Origin of the sequence: Streptomyces sp. NPDC127595, from assembly GCF_042671685.1 — a bacterium.
Lineage (GTDB): Bacteria > Actinomycetota > Actinomycetes > Streptomycetales > Streptomycetaceae > Streptomyces.
This window is the reverse complement of record NZ_JBHXWK010000007.1, coordinates 204,191-224,035: the sequence shown is the minus strand read 5'-3', so window position 1 is coordinate 224,035 and position 19,845 is coordinate 204,191. Positions and strand designations below refer to the sequence as shown.

Below are 19,845 nucleotides of genomic sequence, written 5' to 3'. Positions count from 1 at the left end.
AAGATCCCGAAGGGTTCGAGACGACTGTGTGCCCAAGGTGCCCGAAGAGTCCGACCCGTGGACTCCACTCACCGGAACTGGTATCAGTTCTAGTCATCTGATGCATCGTCAGAGAAAGTCGGTGCTCGTCGCCGGGGAGGCAGTCGGCCATGACCGAACTCACTGAACACGGACAGCTGTTCATAGGCGGGGAGTTGACGGACCCCCTGGGCAAGGACGTCATCGAGGTGATCTCACCGCACACGGAGGAGATCATCGGGCGGGTGCCGCACGCCTCGACGGCGGACGTCGACCGGGCCGTCACGGTCGCGCGGCAGGCGTTCGACGAGGGGCCCTGGCCACGGATGAGCCTCGACGAGCGGATCGAGGTGGTGAACCGGATCAAGGACGGGATCGCCCTACGGCACGAGGAGATCGCCCGCGTCATCTCCTCCGAGAACGGCTCCCCGTACTCCTGGAGCATCCTCGCGCAGGCCCTCGGCGCGATGATGGTGTGGGACGCGGCGATCACGGTCGCCCGCGGCTTCACGTACGAGGAGACACGCGACGGAGTCCTCGGGAAGATCCTCGTCCGGCGCGAGCCGGTGGGGGTCGTGGCGGCCGTGGTGCCGTGGAACGTGCCGCAGTTCGTGGCCGCCGCCAAGCTCGCGCCCGCGCTGCTGACCGGCTGCACCGTCATCCTGAAGCCGTCGCCCGAATCGCCCCTGGACGCCTACCTGTTGGGGGAGATCGCGAAGGATGCCGGACTGCCGGAGGGTGTCCTGTCGATCCTTCCGGCGGACCGCGAGGTGAGCGAGTACCTGGTCGGGCACCCCGGGATCGACAAGGTGTCCTTCACCGGGTCCGTCGCGGCGGGCCGGCGGGTGATGGAGGTCGCCTCGCGCAATCTCACCCGCGTGACACTGGAGTTGGGCGGCAAGTCGGCGGCGGTGGTCCTGCCGGACGCGGACCTCGCGACATCCGTCCCCGGCATCGTCTCGGCGGCCTGGATGAACAACGGCCAGGCCTGCGTCGCCCAGACCCGCATCCTGCTTCCGCGCTCGCGCTACGACGAGTTCGCTGACGCCTTCGCGACGGCCGCGAGCGCGCTGGTCGTCGGGGACCCGCTGGACCCGGCGACCCAGGTCGGGCCGCTGGTCGCCAGGCGGCAGCAGCAGCGCAGCCTCGACTACATCCGCATCGGGCAGGAGGAGGGCGCCAAAATCCTTACCGGCGGCGGCCGTCCGCCCGGCGTGGACCGCGGCTGGTACGTCGAGCCGACCCTCTTCGGCGACGTCGACAACTCCATGCGGATCGCCCGCGAGGAGATCTTCGGCCCGGTGATCTGCCTCCTGCCCTACGGCGACGAGGCCGAGGCGCTGAAGATCGCCAACGACTCCGACTACGGGCTGAGTGGCAGCGTCTGGACGGCGGACGTCGCGCATGGCATCGACATCGCACGCCAGGTCCGTACCGGCACCTACTCCGTCAACACCTTCAGCCTCGACATGCTCGGCCCGTTCGGCGGCTACAAGAACTCAGGTCTGGGGCGGGAGTTCGGCCCCGAGGGCTTCGGCGAGTTCCTGGAGCACAAGATGATCCACCTGCCGGCCGGCTGGGAGGCCTAGGGATGGGTGACCGCTGGCAGGTCGAGGTCGACCGCTCCGTCTGCATCGGCTCCGCCCAGTGCGTGCACCTCGCCCCGGACGCGTTCCGCCTCGACACCGGCAGGCAGTCCCACCCGGCCGACCCGGAGCCCGACGCCAACGAGAAGATCCTGGAGGCGGCCGAGGGGTGCCCGGTGGAGGCGATCATGATCACGCTGCTGGGGAGCGCGGAACCGGTGTTCCCGCCCGAGGAGTAGCCCGTCCTTCGGTGCTCCGAGGGATAGCCGTATCGCGTGAATCAGCCCTTCTCGCCCGGATCCGTCAGGTCGATCAGCCGGCAGACCGTCTCGATGTCGATCTTCACCTGGGCGATCGAGGCGCGGCCGGAGAGCCAGGTGATGAGGGCCGAGTGCCAGGTGTGCTCGATGACGCGGACCGCGGAGAGCTGGGCGGGCGTGGGGTCGTCCAGGCCCATCGCGTCCAGGATGATCACCGTGGTCATCCGGGAGACCTGGTCGACCTCGGGGCTGACGCTGCGGTCCGCGAAGGTGAGCGCGCGGACCATGGCGTCGGCGAGGTGCGGCTCGCGCTGCAGGGCGCGGAAGGCCCGCATCAGGGTCTCCGCGACGCGCTCGGCCGCCGTGTCCCCGGACGGCGGCTTCTTCCGCAGGGTGCCGTGCATGTGCTCCAACTGGTCCTGCATCGTGGCGACCAGCAGATGGACCTTCGACGGGAAGTAGCGGTAGAGCGTGCCCAGGGCGACCTGCGAGGACTCCGCGACCTCACGCATCTGCACCGCGTCGAAACCGCCCCGGCTGGCCAGCTGCGCGCTCGCGTGCAGGATCCGGCGGCGGCGCGCCTCCTGCCGCTCGGTGAGCGGAGCGGAGGCGGGGAGGGCGGTGGAGTACGAGAGGGGGCGAGGGGGGTGCTGCGCGGCGGAGGGCGAGTCCGGACGCGGGTTTGTTCGCGAGTCCGGTTGCGAGTCCGGACCCGACCCTGTTCGCGAGTCCGGTTGCGAGTCCGGACCCGACCCTGTTCGCGAGTCCGGTTGCGAGTCCGCACCCGACCCTGCTCGCGAGTCCGGTGGTCGTGCGTCTGTTCGCGCGCTGTTCGTGTCCGCCTTGGCTTCCGCAGGCATGGGTCCCGTTCCGTGACATTCCGTGACATCAGCGAGAGGAGTGACGAGTCGGTACGGCAGGGCTTGCCGCCGTCGCGCGGACCAGGTGACCGCGCCACGCGGTCGTGGCGTGAATCACCTGATCCACCGCTCACAGCCGGGCTACCTGCCGGTAGATTCAAAGCTCCGTGAACGATCAAGTCTGAAACTTGTTCTAGATTAGCGTCCCGGCGTAATCTCGCGGGAAAGTGCAGGGAGAAGGGGGCCGAGAGTGACCGCTGAGGCCATGGAGGCGGGCCCCGGCGAGGGCGCGGCCGCCGACGGCGAACGACCGTTGCGCATCGCGCTTCTCACCTACAAGGGGAACCCGTTCTGCGGCGGCCAGGGTGTGTACGTACGACACCTCTCGCGTGAGCTCGCCCGACTCGGACACCATGTCGAGGTCATCGGCTCCCAGCCGTATCCGGTGCTGGACGAAGGCCTTCCCGCCCTGCGTCTCACCGAGTTGCCCAGCCTCGACCTGTACCGCCAGCCGGACCCCTTTCGCACCCCCAGGCGCGGTGAGTACCGCGACTGGGTCGACGCGCTGGAGGTCGGCACGATGTGGACCGGCGGCTTTCCCGAGCCGCTGACCTTCTCGCTGCGCGCCCGCCACCATCTGCGGGCCCGGCGCGGCGAGTTCGACGTCATCCACGACAACCAGACACTGGGGTACGGGCTGTTGGGGGATGTCGGTGCCCCGCTGGTCACCACCATCCACCACCCCATCACCGTCGACCGGCAGTTGGAGATCGACGCCGCCGAGGGCTGGAAGCGACGGATGTCCGTGCGCCGCTGGTACGCCTTCACGCGCATGCAGAAGCGCGTCGCGCGCCGCCTGCCCTCCGTGCTCACCGTCTCCGGTACGTCACGCCAGGAGATCGTCGAGCACCTCGGCGTACGCGACGACCGCATCCATGTCGTGCACATCGGCGCGGACACCGACCTTTTCTCGCCGGATCCCGCAGTGCCTCAGGTGCCGGGCCGGATCGTCACCACGTCCAGCGCGGACGTGCCGCTCAAGGGGCTCGTCTTCCTCGTCGAGGCGCTCGCGAAGGTACGTACCGAGCACCCCGGCGCGCACCTCGTCGTCGTCGGCAGGCGCGCCGAGGACGGGCCCGTCGCCCAGGCCATCGAGCGGTACGGCCTCGAAGGCGCCGTCGAGTTCGTCAAGGGGATCTCCGACGCCGAACTCGTCGACCTCGTACGGTCGGCCGAAGTCGCCTGCGTGCCCTCCCTGTACGAGGGGTTCTCGCTGCCCGCTGCCGAGGCGATGGCGACGGGGACGCCGCTCGTGGCCACCACCGGCGGTGCGATCCCGGAGGTCGCCGGGCCCGACGGAGAGACCTGCCTCGCCGTACCCCCCGGTGACTCGGGAGCGCTGGCCGCCGCACTGAGCCGCGTCCTGGGCAACCCCGAACTCCGGGCCCGCCTCGGCTCCGCCGGACGCGCGCGCGTACTGACCCGCTTCACCTGGGCCCGAGCCGCCGAGGGCACGGTGACCCACTACCGCGAGGCCATGACCCGCTCCGCGGGCACTTCCCCCAGCGGCCCCACGGCCAGGTCCACGGCCGACCTTGCGCCCGGAGCCGTAGGCCGCTCCGCGCCCGAACCCCCCAGCCGCTCCGCGCCAGGCCCTCACCGCTCCGCGCCCCAGCCTCCCGGCCGCTCCGCGGCCACCACAGACCCCGCCCCCGACGCGGGCGCCCCCGCGGCCGGCACCCCTGACCGCGCGACCGAAACGGGCGCCCCCGTGACCGGCACTCCCGACCCCGCGACCGAAACGGGCGCCCCCGCGACCGGCACCCCCGACCCCGCGACCGCAACGGGCGCCCCCGCGACCGGCACCCCCGCCCCCGCGACCGCAACGGGCGCCCCCGCACCCCCCACCCCCGACCGCGAAAGCAGGGCCACGTGCTGACCGTCGACTTCTCCCGGTTCCCGCTCGCCCCGGGCGACCGCGTACTGGACCTCGGATGCGGTGCCGGCCGGCACGCGTTCGAGTGTTACCGGCGTGGTGCCCAGGTGGTCGCGCTGGACCAGAACGGCGAGGAGATCCGCGAGGTCGCCAAGTGGTTCGCGGCGATGAAGGAGGCGGGCGAGGCGCCCGCAGGGGCCACCGCGACGGCCATGGAGGGCGACGCCCTGGCGCTGCCCTTCCCCGATGAGTCCTTCGACGTCGTGATCATCTCCGAGGTCATGGAGCACATCCCGGACGACAAGGGCGTACTCGCCGAGATGGTCCGGGTGCTCAGGCCCGGCGGCCGCATCGCGATCACCGTCCCGCGCTACGGGCCCGAGAAGGTCTGCTGGACACTGTCCGACGCGTACCACGAGGTCGAGGGCGGCCACATCCGCATCTACAAGGCGGACGAACTCCTCGCCAAGATCAGGGAAGCCGGGCTCCGGCCGTACGGCACCCATCACGCGCACGCCCTGCACTCGCCCTACTGGTGGCTGAAGTGCGCGTTCGGCGTCGACAACGAGAAGGCGCTGCCCGTGCGGGCGTACCACAAGCTCCTGGTCTGGGACATCATGAAGAAACCGCTCGCCACCCGGGTCGCGGAGAACGCGCTGAACCCGCTGATCGGCAAGAGCTTCGTGGCGTACGCGACCAAGCCGCACCTGCCGGTCGAGTCCGCGGAGTCAGCCGAATCCGCAGACGTCGCGGTCGAGTCCGCAGACGTCGCGCAGCCGGCCGAGTCCGTCGAGGTGGCCGGCCGGTGACGACTCCCCGGACAGAACACCTCGTCCTGCCCGGGGTCCTCACCGCCGAGGAGGCTGCCGCCACGGTGCGCGGGATCCTCGAGGTGCAGCGCCCGGACGGTGCCATCCCGTGGTTCCGCGGGCATCACCTGGACCCGTGGGACCACACCGAGGCGGCCATGGCGCTGGACGCGGCGGGGGAGCACGAGGCGGCGGAGCGCGCCTATGTGTGGCTCGCGCGCCATCAGAACCAGGACGGGTCCTGGTACGCGGCGTACGCCGACGGGGACTTCGCGGACGTCACCGACCGTGGTCTGGAGACCAACTTCTGCGCGTATGTCGCGGTGGGCGTCTGGCACCACTATCTCGCGACGGGCGACGACGCGTTCCTGGACCGGATGTGGCCGACCGTCTACGCGGCGATGGAGTTCGTGCTCCGGCTCCAGCAGCCCGGCGGGCAGATCGGCTGGAAGCGCGAGGAGGACGGGCGGGCCGTCAACGACGCGCTGCTGACCGGGAGTTCGTCGATCCATCACGCCTTGCGCTGTGCACTCGCCATCGCCGAGCAGCGTGAAGAACCGCAGCCCGACTGGGAGTTGGCGGTGGGCGCGCTGCGGCACGCGATCGGCGGGCACCCCGAGCGGTTCCTCGACAAGGGCCGCTACTCGATGGACTGGTACTACCCGGTGCTCGGCGGCGCGTTGACCGGCGCCCAGGCCAAGTCCCGTATCGAGGAGGGCTGGGACCGGTTCGTGGTCCCCGGGGTCGGCGTCCGCTGTGTGGTCCCCAACCCGTGGGTGACCGGCGGTGAATCGGCGGAACTGGCCCTGGCGCTCTGGGCCGTGGGCGAGTCCGACCGCGCCCTGGAGATCCTCCAGTCCATCCAGCACCTGCGCGACCCGAAGACCGGGCTGTACTGGACCGGCTACGTCTACGAGGACCAGGCCATCTGGCCGGAGGAACTCACCAGTTGGACGGCCGGGTCGCTGCTGCTGGCCGTCGCCGCGCTGGGCGGCGACGAGCCCACCTGCGCCGTCTTCAGCGGCGAGCGGCTCCCGACGGGCCTGGACCCCGACTGCTGCCGGTAGCAGATTCAGCCGGGGTCTCAGGACGCGTCAGGTGCGCAAGTGCTCAGTGCCGGTGCATACGGTTGGCGATGGCGTGGCCGATGAAGAGGTAGACGACGGCTGCGAGCCCGTAGCCCGCGACGACGCGCGCCCACTCCTTGTCGAAGGTGAACAGGTCACGTGACCAGCCCGCCAGCCACGCGGCCACGTCGTGGATGAACTGCACCAGGTCGTTGGCGCGGTTCGCGTCCAATAGGTACATCAGGATCCAGAGACCGAGGATGAGCGCCATCACGTCGGCGACGATCGCGATGACCCTGCCCGCCTGGTTGGAACCGTTGCGGTTTCGAGAGGACATGACCCCCGTGTTGCCCGAGAACGGTGGGTGAAACCCGAACGGGTTCCCTCAAGTGGCGCAACGGGGGGGGGAGGGGAGCCGGGCGACGCTGCCGGCAGAGCCGTGTTCTCCCGGAACCGGGGAGAGCCGTTCCCTTCCGGAGGTTCCCGTGCCCGTACCGATACGGCGCCTGATCGTGGCGCTCACCCTGCGCCGACGGACGCAGGCTCAGCGGTGGCTGAGAGCCGAGGCTAGGTGTTGAGCTCGGCCAGGACGCGCAGGGTGTGCGGGTCGGGGGAGAGCACGAGCAGGTCGGTCACCGGGCCCTTGCGCCACAACTCCAGGCGTTCGGCGATGCGTTCACGCGGGCCGACGAGGGAGATCTCGTCGGCGAAGGCGTCGGGCACGGCGAGTACGGCCTCCTCGCGGCGCCCGGCGAGGAACAGCTCCTGGACGCGCCGGGCCTCCTCCTCGAAGCCCATCCGTGCCATCAGGTCGGCGTGGAAGTTGCGTGCCGAGTGCCCCATCCCGCCGATGTAGAAGCCGAGCATGGCCTTGACGGGCAGCAGCCCTTCGGCGAGATCGTCGCAGACGTGGGCGCGGGCCATCGGGGCGATGAGGAAGCCGTCACGCAGGTCGGTCAGCGAGGCCTCGTACGCCTGCGGACGGGTCGGCGACCAGTACAGCGGCAGCCAGCCGTCCGCGATGCGGGTCGTCTGCGCGATGTTCTTCGGGCCCTCGGCGCCGAGCAGGACGGGCAGTTCGGCGCGCAGCGGATGCGTGATGGACTTGAGCGCCTTGCCGAGGCCGGTGCCGTCGGCGCCGCGGTACGGGTGCGAGTGGAAGCGCCCGTCCAGCTCGACGGGGGCCTCGCGCCTGAGGACTTGGCGTACGACATCGACGTACTCCCGGGTCGCGGTCAGCGGCGACTTCGGGAACGGGCGCCCGTACCAGCCCTCGACGACCTGCGGCCCGGAAAGACCGAGGCCGAGCATCATGCGCCCGCCCGAGAGATGGTCGAGCGTGAGCGCGTGCATCGCCGTGGTGGTGGGGGAGCGGGCGGCCATCTGCGCGACGGCCGTGCCGAGCCGGATGCGGGAGGTCTGCGCGGCGATCCAGGTCAGCGGGGTGAAGGCGTCGGAGCCCCAGGACTCGGCCGTCCACACGGAGTGGTAGCCGAGGCGTTCCGCCTCCTGCGCGAGCGGTATGTGGTCGGCGGAGGGGCCCCGGCCCCAGTAGCCGAGTGCGAGACCGAGTCGCATGTGCCCTCCAGACGCCCTGTTCTGACGAGGTGTCAGCTGTCGGCCGGGTGAGCGTACGACAACGGCCCCCCGCCCGGAAGGGCGAGGGGCCGCACGGGAGCGTGCCGCGCGTCAGCCGCGCTGGATCCCCGACGTGTCCTGCAGAACACCACGACGGCCGTCCTGTGTCTGCGCCACCAGGCTCGGGCCGCGCTGCTCGACGGCCAGGTACCAGGTGCCCGGCGCCAGTTCGGCGATCGGCGTCGGCGAACCGTCCTCCGCGTACAGCGGACGCGGCACCGGCACCGCGAACCAGAACGGGGAGAAGTCCCCGGCCGGCTGCTGCACCTGCGGAGCCGGCGCCTGCTGCGGCTGGCTGGGCTGGGCACCGAACGGCTGGCCCGCCTGCGGCTGCGCGCCGTAGGGCTGACCGGGCTGCTGGGCGCCCGGGTAGCCGTATCCGCCCTGGGGCTGGCCGCCGTAGGGCTGGGGGGCGGCCGGCTTGGGGGCGGGGAGCAGCGCGACCTTCAGGGCCGGGACGAGGGGGGTGGCGATGGCGGCGCCGGCGAGGATCAGGGTCGCGACCAGGCCGAGGATGGCGCCGGTACCGGCGTCGGGGCCACTGCCGCTGAGGCCACCCAGGTTGTTGTAGCCGCCCGCCGGGTCGAAGACGTTCCCGAGCGCGCTCCAGGCGGCGAAGACCGTGAAGGCGACGCCGAACTGGCCGAGGTCGAGGCCGACGACCTTGGGCACCTGCGGCAGACCGTGGGAGACAACGATCAGCGCGGCGCCGATGATGCCGGCCAGGAAGACGCTCATGAGCAGCGGCGCGCTTCCCCAGGCACTGGGGAGGTCGACGCCTTCGGCACCGTCAGCGGAGTAGATGGCGAAGAACGAGGCGATGAACAGCAACACCGCTGCTCCGATCACCACGCCGTCGCCTCGAGTGAGGGAGCGGATATTCACTTCAGTCGGTCCTTCGCAGGTCGTCTCGTCGTCGGTCGGGAGGCGTCGCCGTCACCTTGTCCCCGTAAGGCCGTGGTGTGAAGCGCGGGGGTGGCCCCTCATCGTAAGGACGACACTATCTCCCGTCCCACCAGGGTGTCCGCCGGGTTGAGGGCACTGATCGTCACCCGCGCAGGAAACTCACGATTCCCTCAGAGATCCCCCGTGCCGCCCGCTGCCGCCAGGCGTCGCTGGTCAGCAGTGCCGCGTCCTTGCTGTCACGCATGTTGCCGCACTCGATGAACACCTTGGGAACCGTTGACAGATTGAGACCGCCGAGGTCCGTCCGGACGTCGAGACCGGTGCCGTCGCCGATGTAGTTGGAGGGCGCGGTGCCCGTCTCGCGGGCGAAGTCGTCGGCGACGCGCTCGCCGAGTTCGCGGGACGGGGCGACGATCGGGCGGGTGTCGGCGGCGCCGTCGTGGACGGGCCCGGGAAGGATCACATGGAAACCGCGCTGGCCGGCGCCCGCGCCGTCCGCGTGGATCGAGACGGCCGCGTCGGCGTGCGCAGTGTTGCCGATCTCGGCCCGCTCGTCGATGCACGGACCCCAGGAACGGTCCCCGTCCTGGGTGAACTTCACCGTGGCGCCCTGCTGTTGCAGGATCGTACGCAGCCGCCGCGCGACGTCGAGGGTGAACTGCGCCTCCGGGTAACCCGCGTTGGTCGCCGTGCCCGTCGTATCGCATTCCTTCGAGTTCGTGCCGATGTCCACCTTGCGGCTGATCTCGGCCGTGTGCTGGAAGTTGCCGGGGTTGTGCCCCGGGTCGATGACGACGACCTTGCCCTTGAGGGGGGTCGCTGCGGCGGGAGCGGACGCCGAGGGGCTCGGTTCCTTGCCGTCGCCGGTGCTCGGCGCCTCCGCGGACCCGGCCGCGGAGGGGGCGGTACCGCGCGCCTGCTGCGGAGCGCCCTTATCCCCGGAGTCGTCACCCACCGCCTGCCACACCAGCCACCCGGCCAGCGCACCCGGCACCAGCGCGGCGACCGCCACGGTCAACGGCCCGCGCCGGGAACGGCGCGGCTGGGAAGGAGAGAATTCAGGGCCCAGATACGACACGGGAGCCACCCTACGGGTCGGCGCGCCACGTGGTCCGCGGGGTGCCGCGAGCGCCGTGCTCTGCCGTCCGTGCTCTGCCTTGCTCTGCCGTGTTCCGCCGTCCGTGCTCTGCCGTGCTCCGCCGGGCGGAACTACTCCTTTCGGCCCGTCGCCGCGACCGTCACACCGAGGCCGATCATCGTGAGCCCGCCGACTCCGCCGATCAGGGCGAGCCGCCGCGGCGAACCGGCGAACCAGTCGCGCGTGGTGGCCGCGACCAGCCCCCAGACGCTGTCGCACACCACCGCGATGACGTTGAAGACCAGACCGAGCAGCAGCATCTGAGCCGTGACGTGCCCCTGGCTCCGGTCGACGAACTGCGGCAGTACGGCGGCGAAGAACACGATGGTCTTGGGGTTGGCGACTCCGACAGCGAACCCCTCCCACAGCGTCCGCAGTCCGCCGTGCGCGGGACCGTCACCGGTGAACGCGGCGTGCAGCGAACGGCGTTGGCGCACCGCCTTGACGCCGAGGTACACCAGGTAGGCGGCGCCCACCAGCTTCAGCGCCGTGAACACGAGGACCGAGCGCTCCACGACGGCCCCGACCCCGAGAGCGACCGCCACGACGAGGACGTACGCCCCGAGGGTGTTCCCCGCGACCGTCGTCAGCGCGGCACGGCGCCCCTGCGCCAGCGCCCGTCCGATCACGAACAGCACGCTTGGGCCGGGTATCACGATCAGCAGCAACGACATGGCCGCGAAGGCCAGCAGTCGGTCGGCGGACATCATGCGGCCCATGGGAGCACGGAGGGCGGGCATGGTTCCAGGCGTTTTCCGCCCAGGGAGTCCCGGCTCAGATCCCCGGCCCCGTACGCCGCAGCACCCGCAGCGAGTCCGTCACCGAGACCTCCGTGAACGCGCCGGACTCCAGGGCCCGCAGGTAGACGCGGTACGGGGCCTGACCGGTGAACTCGTCGGCCGGGTCAGGGAACACGTCGTGGATCAGCAGCAGCCCGCCCTCGGCGACATGCGGCGCCCAGCCCTCGTAGTCGCCGGAGGCGTGCTCGTCGGTGTGGCCGCCGTCGATGAAGACCAGGCCGAGAGGGGACCTCCAGAACGCGGCGATCTGCGGCGAGCGGCCGACCACCGCGACCACGTGGTCCTCCAGACCCGCCTTGTGGAGGGTGCGGCGGAAGGTGGGGAGGGTGTCCATGAGGCCGAGCTCGGGGTCGACCGTGGACGGGTCGTGGTACTCCCAGCCCGGCTGCTGCTCCTCGCTGCCCCGGTGGTGGTCGACCGTGATCGCCGTGACTCCGGCCTGGCGCGCCGCGTCGGCGAGCAGAACGGTGGAGCGCCCGCAGTACGTGCCGACCTCAAGCAGCGGCAGCCCCAGCCGTCCGGCCTCGACGGCGGCCTCGTACAGCGCGAGCCCCTCGCCCATGGGCATGAACCCCTTGGCGGCCTCGAAGGCGGCGAGGATCTCCGGCTTGGGTGCCGCGGGCATGGGGGTCCTCCAGTTTGTACGTGTCTGTGGGCGCCCCATGGTGCACCACACCCCCGGCGCCCGGGGCTACGGGGGTGGGGTGGACGGCGTACGACAGGTCAGGCCCGGACGGTCTTCCCCGGCAGCGCCAGGTCCACGTCGACCGTGCGGTCGTCCCCGGCGTGGGTCGCCGAGGAGGCGAGCGGGCCGTGTCCGGTGGCCTTGGCGGCCAGGACGTAGGGGCCCTCGGCGGGTACGGCGAGCGCGTAGCTGCCGTCCTCGGCGGAGAGCGTGGCGCCCGCCTGGCGGCCGCGCCGGTCGATGAGGGTGACCTTGGCGCGGGCGACGGGGTCGCCGCCTGCGTCGAGGACCCGGCCGCGGAAGCCGCCGAGCAGTTCCTGGGCCCGCTCCAGGGCGGCGTCCTCCTGGCTGCTGGCGCGCAGCCGCGGTGCGGTCACCGGGCGGCCGCGGGGGAGGAAGAGGGCCATCAGCAGGCCGACGGCCACCGCTCCCGTGGCGATCATGAAGGAGACCCGGAAGCCGTGCATGGTGGGCACGGCGACGCCCCCGACGTTGTCGGCCGTGTTCGCCAGGACCATGCCGATGACGGCGCTCGACACCGACGTACCGATCGAACGCATCAGGGTGTTGAGGCCGTTCGCCGCGCCGGTCTCCGAGGCGGGGACCGCGCCGACGATCAGCGCGGGGAGCGAGGAGTACGCGAGGCCGATACCGGCGCCCAGGACCACCGCGATGATGATGGTCTGCCAGGCGGCGCTCATCAGGCCGAGGCCCGCGCCGTAGCCGATGGCGATGATCAGCATGCCGAGGATCAGGGTGACCTTGGGGCCGTACTTGGCGGAGATCCTGGCGTACACCGGCGCCGTGAACATCATCGTCAGGCCCAGCGGCGCCACGCACAGGCCCGCGACGACCATCGACTGGCCGAGGCCGTAGCCGGTGGACTTCGGGAGCTGGAGCAGTTGCGGCAGGACGAGCGAGACGGCGTAGAAGGCGACACCGACCATGATCGAGGCGAGGTTGGTGAACAGCACCGCGCGGCGGGCGGTGGTGCGCAGGTCGACCAGCGGGGCCTTCACGCGCAGCTCCATCACGCCCCACAGGAGCAGGACGACGGCCGCCGCGGCGAACAGGCCGAGCGTGGTGACCGAGGTCCAGCCCCAGTCGCTGCCCTTGGTGATCGGCAGCAGGAAGAGGATGAGGCCGGCGGAGAGTCCTATCGCGCCGAGGACGTCGAAGGTGCCCTTCGCGCGCATCGGGGACTCCGGTACGGCGACGAGGGTGAGGCCGATGGAGAGGACGCCGAGGCCCGCGGCGAGGAAGAAGAGGGCGTGCCAGTCGGCGTGCTGCGCGACCAGGGCCGCGAGCGGCAGTGCGAGTCCGCCGCCGACGCCGATCGAGGAGCTCATCAGGGCCATCGCCTTGCCGAGCTTCTCGCGGGGCAGCATGTCGCGCATCAGGCCGATGCCCAGCGGGATCGCACCCATGGCGAAGCCCTGGAGGGAACGGCCGACGATCATCACAAGGAGCTGGCTGGTGAAGCCGGCGATCAGTGAGCCCACGACCATCACGGACAGGCTCAGGAGCAGCATGCGCCGCTTGCCGTACAGGTCACCGAGCCGGCCCATGATCGGCGTGGCCACGGCTCCCGCGAGCAGGGTCGAGGTCAGAACCCAGGTGGCGTTGCTGGGCGTGGTGCCGAGCAGCTCCGGCAGGTCCTTGATGACCGGCACCAGCAGGGTCTGCATCACCGCGACCACGATGCCCGCGAAGGCCAGCACCGGCACGATCGCGCCGCTCGGCCTCCGGGTGGGCTGTTCGGTCGTCGTGTGCGTCATTACGTGGGGCCTCCAGGCCGGAAGAGAGAGCAACGGGGGTGGACGATCCGTGCGGGATACGTGCAAGGTGAACCCGGTGTGCCCGGGCAACTATTCCGATACTTCGGCGCGCTAACGAATTCTTGACCTACGCATGAAGATCTGACCCGGCATCAGAATAAAACCTACGTTCGAGAATCTTCCGCCGACCGGTGCCTCAGGACGGGTTGCGCAGGTCCTGCCCGAGGTCGGGGAACACGGTGCGCAGACGGTCGGCGGTCGGCCGGTCGAGGGCGGTGTACCGCAGGTCGGCCGCTTCGAGGTGCTGGAGCCGGAAGAACGACTCGGGCAGGGTGCTGAGCTCGTTGAAGGACAGGTCGATGCGGCGCAGCCCCGGCATACGGGAGAACGCGTCGTCGGGCAGCGCGGTGAAGGGGGTGCGTACGACATGGTCGCCGACGGTCTGCTTGCCCCAGTGGCCGATCTCCAGGTGTTCCAGGGTCGTGATCTGCCAGATGCCGGAGAGGAGCTCGCGGCCGGGTGCGGGCTGGAAGGACCAGGGGGTGTTGCCGGGCAGCCGCAGGACCCGCAGGCGGGGCAGTTTCGCGAGGTCGGGCAGGCGCGGGAGCAGGGCGGACAGGGAGCCGCGCAGATCCAGTTCCTCCAGGGCGGTCAGCGCCAGCAGCTCGTCCGGGAGTGTCTCCAGGAAGACGTGCGAGAGGTTGAGGGAGCGCAGGGCGGTCAGCCCGGTCACGGGCATCGGGAAGGCGACCAGGGAGTCGTACTCGCCGGGTTGCAGGTTCGACAGGTCCAGCTCGCGCAGGGTGCCGAGGCGGGCGACGGTGTCGGGGACCGGGCAGCTCAGGTGGGCGGCGCGGAGCACTTCGAGCCGGGGCAGGTCGCCGAGCCGCTCGGGCAGCGCCGTGAAGTCGTTGCCCGAGATGTTCAGGACGCGCAGGTTGCGCAGCCGCCCGGTGGACTCGGGCAGGCCGGTCAGCCCCATCCCGGAGAGGTCGAGCTCTTCCAGGGCGGTCAGGTCACCGATGCGCTCGTCGAGGCCGGCGAGGCTGCCGGTGGCGTCGTTGCCGGCGAGGGATAGTACGCGCAGGTGGGGGAATGCGTAGAGCTGCTCGGGGAGTTGGCGGAGTTTACGGCCGGAGAGGTCGAGCTCGGTGATCTCCTCGGCGCGCGGCAGCAGGGCGTCGAGTTCGTCCAGCGCCGCCAGATGGCTGGGGCGGATGCCGGGGCGCAGGACCGGCTGTCCCGCACGCAGTGCGGCGCTGATCGCGTGCTCGTCGGCGGTGTCGTCCTTGTCGAGGAGCCCGGGCAGGACGAGGTCGTCCAGCTCTTCGTCGGTGAAGTCGACGGGCCGGTTGGTGCGGTGGGGGTCGGCGATGAGCAGCGCATCCAGCTGCCCTGTGAAGTGCATGTTGAAGTAGAGGGTGCTGATGACGGTCCCGGCGCGGGTGTCGCCGGCCACGGCGAGGTATCCGCCGTCGTCGCCGTAGCTGCCCTGGACGGTGCCGGACGCGGTCAGGTCGCCCCGCACCACCACGTCGGGGCAGCCGGACAGCAGCACATTGCGGGCCCGCAGACTGCCGGTGACCAGCAGGAAGTTGCCGCTCGCCGAGTCCCACCACTCCAGGTCGCCGCCGACCGTCAGATCTCCGGCCACGATCGTGTTGTACGGCACCCAGTCGCCGTCCGCTTCCGCCGCCAGGCTGCCCGCGACCGCCAGCCCGCCCTCGTACAGCCGTATCTCCTGCTCGTCCGCGAAGTCCTGGAACGGATGGCTGACGTCGGCGGACAGGCCGAACAGCTCCTCCGCTTCGGTGGCGGTGATGACGCGGTAGCCCGTCGGCGAGTCTGAGGTCATGCTCCGGGATGTTAACGAGCGCCACTGACAGCCCAAGGTCGGAGTTACGGCCATGGCGGAGTTACGTCCGTGGCGGCGTTATGGCCCCGGTGGAGTATGGCCCCGGTGGAGTCACAGCCACCCCTGCTGTCGTGCCTCGCGCATCGCCTCCATGCGGTTGCGCGTGCTCGTCTTGCCGATGGCGGAGGAGAGGTAGTTGCGGACGGTCGACTCGGAGAGGTGGAGCTTGGCCGCGATGTCGGCGACGGTGGCGCCGTCCACCGAGGCGTTCAGTACGTCGCACTCGCGGGCGGTGAGCGGATTGGGCCCGGCGCTCAGCGCGACCGCGGCGAGCGCCGGATCGATGACGCTCTCGCCGGTCAGCACCCGGCGGATCGCCTGGGCGAGTTCCTCCACCGGCCCGTCCTTGACGAGGAACCCCGCCGCCCCCGCCTCCATGGCCCGCCGCAGATACCCGGGGCGCCCGAAGGTCGTGAGGATCAGTACCCGGCAGTCGGGCACCTCGTCCCGCAGTGCGGCCGCCGCGTCCAGTCCGCTCATCCCCGGCAACTCGATGTCCAGCAGCGCCACATCGGGCCGGTAGGTCAACGCCGCGTCCACGATCGCGTCGCCCGCCGACACCTGCGACACCACCTCGATGTCCGCCTCCATGCCAAGCAGCAGAGCGAGCGCGCCCCGCATCATCCCCTGGTCCTCGGCGAGCAGGACGCGGATGGACTTGGCGGGCCGATGGTCCCGGGGCATCTCGTTCACGGGGTCAGAGTATGGCTCGGGGGCTTCCGCAGGAGCTTCGCGGCCAGGGCGAGGACACCGGAACACCGTCACGGCGCCCGGCCGGCGCATCGTGCTACCCCCGGTGGCTGACCAACTGAGGTTCCCCGGGCTCTCTCGAGTCCACTGCATCCGCCGCATCCGCCACGCCCATCGGATCCGGCGGCTCCACAGGAAGTTCGGCCGACACCGTGAACCCGCCGCGCGAACCGGGCCCCGCCTCCAGTGAGCCGCCCGCCGCGGCGAGGCGTTCGGTGAGGCCCTTGATGCCGGTACCGGTACCGGGTTCCTGGGAGATGGCGGGGGCGGTGCCGTCGTCGGTGACGGTCAGGCGGACGCGTTCGGCGGTGCTGTCGACGGTGATGTCGCAGTGCGTGGCGCCACTGTGCCGTACGACATTGGTGACGGCCTCGCGGACCACCCAGCCGATAAGGGCCTCGGTCTGGGGCGCGAGAGGTGTGCCCGAACGGCGGACGGCCGGCTCGACTCCGGCCGCGGCGAGCGCCGAGCGGGCGCCGTCCAGTTCCGTGTCGAGGCTGCCCTCGCGATAGCCGGTGACCGCCTCGCGGATCTCGGTGAGGGCCTGGCGGCCGACCGACTCGATGTCCGAGACCTGGACGAGGGCCGCGCCCAGGTCGCGGTGGGCCAGCCTGCGGGCCGCCTCCGACTTCACCACGATCACCGAGAGCGTGTGGCCGAGCAGGTCGTGCAGGTCGCGGGAGAAACGCAGCCGCTCTTTCTCGACCGCGCGGCGCGCCAACTCCTCGCGGGCGGCGCGCAGTTCACGTACCGCGTCGGAGAGGGACAGGATCGCGGCGGTCACCGCGGTGGACAGGAGGGTGCCGTACGCGATGTTCACCGCCGCCCAGCCCTCGTGGAACCAGGCGATGGCACCCGCGAGGACGCTCAGGCCGACCGCGACCCGGCCGAGGGGCTTGCCCCTGACCACCGAGCCCACGGCCAGGCCGAGGAGCGGGAAGAACCACAGCCAGGTGTCGCCGTACCCGATGGCGAGACCGCAGGTCAGCAGTGCCATCAGGATGAGAGCCACCCGGGTGGAGCGGGCCTCCCGCCACTCCTTCGCGAAGGCGCGGAACACCACGTGGATGTAGAGGGAGTTGAAGGCGACCAGGCCAAGGCCGCCGATCCAGGGGTTCGGCGTCTTGCCCTGGACGAGGTTGGAGAACGCGCCCATGCCCATCAGCAGCCAGGGCAGCAGCGCGAGGCCGCTGGGCGGGTGGCCCATGTCGTCGTGCCGCGACTCCCCGGACTTCCCGAGCGTGGTGCTGCGACAGTCCCTCTTCCCCTTCCTCGTCCTTGTCGTCGTCGTCTTCTTCCTCATCCTCGTCTTCGTCTTCGTCCCGGCCATCGCGTTTCCCCCTCGTCGAATGCGATAAGGGCGACGCTACGGACCGGTGGCGCCGTTCGGCAGAGGTGTTTGTAAGGAGTTGGGCGGGACAAATGTCATGGCTCGTCGATCCCGGCCCTATCTGACATGGTGTCAGGAGTCTTCACAACTACCGGGTGCTGGGCTATACAAGGGGTCGCCGGACTGGAACGCGTTCTAGAAGAGGCGGGTTCCACGGCCCAGCGTCGACCTCGGTGCGGCCGCCGGTGCGGACGGCCGCACCGAGGTTTTCACAGGCGATCAGAGAGACCAACGACCGATTGCCGGCGATCTCGAGTGACCAGGAGCCCCATGCCCATCGATGCCGCCAAGGCCCTCGCCGCCGAGCCCCGGACGGGAGAGATCGTCTGGGGTCACAAGGACGTCCAGCTCTACCACCTCGGCCTCGGCGCGGGCGCGAATCCCGACAAGGAGAGCCCCGCGACCGACCCGGACGAGCTGCGCTACACCCTGGAGTCCAGGCTGCACGTCCTGCCGAGCTTCGCGACCGTCGCGGGCGCGGGCCGCCCGGGCGTGATCGGCGGCCTCTCCATGCCCGGCGTCGAGGTCGACCTCGCCCGCGTCCTGCACGGCGGTCAGAGCCTGACCCTGCACCGCCCGATCCCGGTCGAGGGCAGGGCGACGGCCACCTCGCGGATCGCCGCGGTGTACGACAAGGGCAAGGCCGCGATCCTCGTCATGCGCACCGAAGTCACCGACACCGAGGGCCCGTTGTGGACGAACGACGCCCAGATCTTCGTACGGGGCGAAGGCGGCTGGGGCGGCGACCGCGGTCCCTCCGCCCGCCTCGAAGCGCCAACAGGGCCACCGGACAAGGAAGTCGAACGCCCCGTCCGCGAGGACCAGGCCCTCCTCTACCGGCTCTCCGGCGACTGGAACCCGCTGCACGCCGACCCCGAGTTCGCCAAGCTCGCCGGGTTCGACCGGCCGATCCTGCACGGGCTGTGCACGTACGGGATGACGCTCAAGGCGGTCGTCGACACGCTGCTCGGCGGGGACGTGGCCCGCGTCCGCTCGTACACGACCCGCTTCGCCGGTGTCGTCCATCCCGGCGAGACCCTCCGCATCCGGATGTGGCGGCGCCCCGGCGGAGTACAGGTGGCGGTGAGCGCGGTGGAGCGGGACGACGCTCCGGTCCTCGCCGACACGGTCGTTGAGCACGCCTGACTGCCGTAGGTACTTCCGTGACGTACCTCCGTGACTATCTCCGTGACGTCCTTCCCGACGTCCTTCCTGAGGGGAGCCGCACCATGCGCGCAGCCGTACAGCACGAGATAGGCCAGGACAAGCTGGAAGTCCTCGACGACATCGAGGCGGTGGGCTTCGGTCCCGGCCGGGTGAGGATCCGGGTGCGGGCCACGGGGCTGTGCCACTCGGACCTGTCGGCGATGAGCGGCATACTGCCGCAGCCCGCGCCGTTCGTGCCCGGACATGAGGGCGCCGGCGAGGTCGTCGAGGTCGGCGAGGGCGTCACGAACGTCAAAGCCGGTGACCGGGTCGTCGTCTGCTGGCTGCCTGCCTGCGGGATCTGTCCCGCCTGCAAGCGCGGCCAGACCGAACTGTGTCTGGCCGGGTTCATGAACGCGGGCACCCCCAACTTCAAGCGCCCCGGCGGCGATGTGTTCGGCTTCGCCGGCACCGGCACCTTCGCCGAGGAGGTCGTCGTAGACGCCGGATGCGCCGTGCCGATCCCCGACGACGTGCCCTTCGACATCGCCGCCCTCATCGGCTGCGGGGTCACCACCGGACTCGGCGCGGCCCTCAACACCGCGGACGTGGAAGCCGGTTCGTCGGTCGCCGTCATCGGCTGCGGCGGCGTCGGCATCTCCGCGATCCAGGGCGCGCGGCTCAAGGGCGCCGCCGAGATCGTCGCCGTCGACCCGGTCGCCTCCCGCCGCGAGGCCGCGCTGAGGTTCGGCGCCACCCAAGCCGTCTCCCCGGACGAACTCCCCGACGCCAAGCAGCGGATCACCGCCGGCGAGGGCTTCGACTACGTCTTCGAGGTCGTCGGCCGCTCCGCCACCGCCCGCACCGCCTACGAGAACACCCGGCGCGGTGGCACCCTCGTCATCGTCGGCGCGGGCGCCATGGACGACTTCCTCCAGCTCAACATGTTCGAGCTGTTCTTCGACGAGAAGCGGATCCTGCCCTCGATGTACGGCGGCGGAGACGTCCTGCGTTCCTACGAGCGGACCGTCGCCCTGTGGCGCGCGGGCCGCATCGACCTGGAAGGCCTGATCACCCACCGGGTGCCGCTCACCGAGATCAACGAGGCGCTGGACCAGATGCGGACGGGCACGGCGCTGCGTACGTGCATCGAGATCTGACCC

The 19,845-nt window shown here is 70.9% G+C and carries 17 protein-coding genes and 1 pseudogene; 7 read left to right on the top strand and 11 right to left on the bottom strand.

The features are described from left to right. The first annotated feature begins 149 nt into the window (after positions 1-149). Both ACFVKT_RS23600 and ACFVKT_RS23595 read left to right on the top strand, forming a co-directional pair. Positions 150-1,607, top strand: coding sequence for an aldehyde dehydrogenase (locus ACFVKT_RS23600; protein WP_385734548.1), 1,458 nt, complete (start codon positions 150-152; stop codon positions 1,605-1,607). Between the two features lie 2 nt (positions 1,608-1,609). Then, positions 1,610-1,843 carry a ferredoxin gene (locus tag ACFVKT_RS23595; RefSeq protein ID WP_385734546.1) on the top strand — a complete coding sequence of 78 codons (234 nt, stop codon included), beginning with the start codon at positions 1,610-1,612 and terminating at the stop codon, positions 1,841-1,843. Positions 1,844-1,884: 41 nt separating this feature from the next. Here ACFVKT_RS23595 and ACFVKT_RS23590 read toward each other — a convergent pair. After that, positions 1,885-2,478 (bottom strand): annotated as a pseudogene (locus ACFVKT_RS23590) (TetR family transcriptional regulator); the annotation flags it as partial. A 496-nt stretch (positions 2,479-2,974) separates the two neighbouring features. Here ACFVKT_RS23590 and ACFVKT_RS23585 point away from each other — a divergent pair. The 3 genes from ACFVKT_RS23585 to ACFVKT_RS23575 are packed head-to-tail and all read left to right on the top strand — an operon-like array spanning position 2,975 to position 6,536. Continuing rightward, the gene (locus ACFVKT_RS23585) at positions 2,975-4,663 is read left to right on the top strand and encodes a glycosyltransferase (protein ID WP_385734544.1); all 1,689 of its coding nucleotides are present in this window, start codon (positions 2,975-2,977) and stop codon (positions 4,661-4,663) included. Then, positions 4,657-5,469 carry a class I SAM-dependent methyltransferase gene (locus tag ACFVKT_RS23580; RefSeq protein WP_385734542.1) on the top strand — a complete coding sequence of 271 codons (813 nt, stop codon included), beginning with the start codon at positions 4,657-4,659 and terminating at the stop codon, positions 5,467-5,469. Before ACFVKT_RS23585 ends, ACFVKT_RS23580 begins: the two co-directional genes overlap by 7 nt. Further along, positions 5,466-6,536, top strand: a complete 1,071-nt coding sequence (locus ACFVKT_RS23575; protein WP_385734541.1) for a prenyltransferase — start codon at positions 5,466-5,468, stop codon at positions 6,534-6,536. Before ACFVKT_RS23580 ends, ACFVKT_RS23575 begins: the two co-directional genes overlap by 4 nt. A 43-nt stretch (positions 6,537-6,579) precedes the next feature. On the opposite strand, the gene ACFVKT_RS23570 is transcribed toward ACFVKT_RS23575, so the two are convergent. The 10 genes from ACFVKT_RS23570 to ACFVKT_RS23525 form a co-directional block, all read right to left on the bottom strand. Beyond that, positions 6,580-6,873, bottom strand: a complete 294-nt coding sequence (locus ACFVKT_RS23570; RefSeq protein WP_385734539.1) for a hypothetical protein — start codon at positions 6,871-6,873, stop codon at positions 6,580-6,582. A 230-nt stretch (positions 6,874-7,103) separates the two neighbouring features. Then, positions 7,104-8,114, bottom strand: a complete 1,011-nt coding sequence (locus tag ACFVKT_RS23565; protein WP_385734537.1) for an LLM class F420-dependent oxidoreductase — start codon at positions 8,112-8,114, stop codon at positions 7,104-7,106. Between the two features lie 111 nt (positions 8,115-8,225). Then, positions 8,226-9,059 (bottom strand): hypothetical protein, encoded by an 834-nt coding sequence (locus ACFVKT_RS23560; protein ID WP_385734535.1) that lies wholly within the window; start codon positions 9,057-9,059, stop codon positions 8,226-8,228. Between the two features lie 163 nt (positions 9,060-9,222). After that, positions 9,223-10,158 (bottom strand): N-acetylmuramoyl-L-alanine amidase, encoded by a 936-nt coding sequence (locus ACFVKT_RS23555; RefSeq protein ID WP_385734533.1) that lies wholly within the window; start codon positions 10,156-10,158, stop codon positions 9,223-9,225. A 131-nt stretch (positions 10,159-10,289) separates the two neighbouring features. Continuing rightward, positions 10,290-10,937 carry a LysE family translocator gene (locus ACFVKT_RS23550; RefSeq protein ID WP_385735020.1) on the bottom strand — a complete coding sequence of 216 codons (648 nt, stop codon included), beginning with the start codon at positions 10,935-10,937 and terminating at the stop codon, positions 10,290-10,292. A 55-nt stretch (positions 10,938-10,992) separates the two neighbouring features. Beyond that, a complete protein-coding gene (locus ACFVKT_RS23545) occupies positions 10,993-11,643 on the bottom strand; it encodes a class I SAM-dependent methyltransferase (protein WP_385734531.1) in 651 nt (216 codons plus the stop codon). 98 nt (positions 11,644-11,741) lie between these two features. Continuing rightward, entirely contained in the window at positions 11,742-13,481 is a 1,740-nt protein-coding gene (locus ACFVKT_RS23540; protein WP_385734529.1) for an MFS transporter, read from the bottom strand. A 196-nt stretch (positions 13,482-13,677) separates the two neighbouring features. Beyond that, a complete protein-coding gene (locus ACFVKT_RS23535) occupies positions 13,678-15,336 on the bottom strand; it encodes a hypothetical protein (RefSeq protein ID WP_385734528.1) in 1,659 nt (552 codons plus the stop codon). 111 nt (positions 15,337-15,447) lie between these two features. Then, entirely contained in the window at positions 15,448-16,080 is a 633-nt protein-coding gene (locus tag ACFVKT_RS23530; RefSeq protein ID WP_385735018.1) for a response regulator, read from the bottom strand. Positions 16,081-16,183: 103 nt separating this feature from the next. Then, positions 16,184-17,449 carry a sensor histidine kinase gene (locus tag ACFVKT_RS23525; RefSeq protein WP_385735016.1) on the bottom strand — a complete coding sequence of 422 codons (1,266 nt, stop codon included), beginning with the start codon at positions 17,447-17,449 and terminating at the stop codon, positions 16,184-16,186. 357 nt (positions 17,450-17,806) lie between these two features. On the opposite strand from ACFVKT_RS23525, the gene ACFVKT_RS23520 reads away from it, so the two are divergent. Next, entirely contained in the window at positions 17,807-18,682 is an 876-nt protein-coding gene (locus tag ACFVKT_RS23520; RefSeq protein WP_385734526.1) for a MaoC/PaaZ C-terminal domain-containing protein, read from the top strand. Positions 18,683-18,765: 83 nt separating this feature from the next. Next, positions 18,766-19,842 (top strand): Zn-dependent alcohol dehydrogenase, encoded by a 1,077-nt coding sequence (locus ACFVKT_RS23515; protein ID WP_385734524.1) that lies wholly within the window; start codon positions 18,766-18,768, stop codon positions 19,840-19,842. The last annotated feature ends 3 nt before the right edge of the window (positions 19,843-19,845 follow it).

Coding starts and splice junctions, on each gene's coding strand:
- ACFVKT_RS23530 (WP_385735018.1), bottom strand. CDS start 16,080: ATGCCCCGGGACCATCGGCCCGCCAAGTCCATCCGCGTCCTGCTCGCC.
- ACFVKT_RS23520 (WP_385734526.1), top strand. CDS start 17,807: ATGCCCATCGATGCCGCCAAGGCCCTCGCCGCCGAGCCCCGGACGGGA.
- ACFVKT_RS23550 (WP_385735020.1), bottom strand. CDS start 10,937: ATGGGCCGCATGATGTCCGCCGACCGACTGCTGGCCTTCGCGGCCATG.
- ACFVKT_RS23540 (WP_385734529.1), bottom strand. CDS start 13,481: ATGACGCACACGACGACCGAACAGCCCACCCGGAGGCCGAGCGGCGCG.
- ACFVKT_RS23525 (WP_385735016.1), bottom strand. CDS start 17,449: ATGAGGAAGAAGACGACGACGACAAGGACGAGGAAGGGGAAGAGGGAC.
- ACFVKT_RS23565 (WP_385734537.1), bottom strand. CDS start 8,114: ATGCGACTCGGTCTCGCACTCGGCTACTGGGGCCGGGGCCCCTCCGCC.
- ACFVKT_RS23515 (WP_385734524.1), top strand. CDS start 18,766: ATGCGCGCAGCCGTACAGCACGAGATAGGCCAGGACAAGCTGGAAGTC.
- ACFVKT_RS23570 (WP_385734539.1), bottom strand. CDS start 6,873: ATGTCCTCTCGAAACCGCAACGGTTCCAACCAGGCGGGCAGGGTCATC.
- ACFVKT_RS23545 (WP_385734531.1), bottom strand. CDS start 11,643: ATGCCCGCGGCACCCAAGCCGGAGATCCTCGCCGCCTTCGAGGCCGCC.
- ACFVKT_RS23600 (WP_385734548.1), top strand. CDS start 150: ATGACCGAACTCACTGAACACGGACAGCTGTTCATAGGCGGGGAGTTG.
- ACFVKT_RS23595 (WP_385734546.1), top strand. CDS start 1,610: ATGGGTGACCGCTGGCAGGTCGAGGTCGACCGCTCCGTCTGCATCGGC.
- ACFVKT_RS23535 (WP_385734528.1), bottom strand. CDS start 15,336: ATGACCTCAGACTCGCCGACGGGCTACCGCGTCATCACCGCCACCGAA.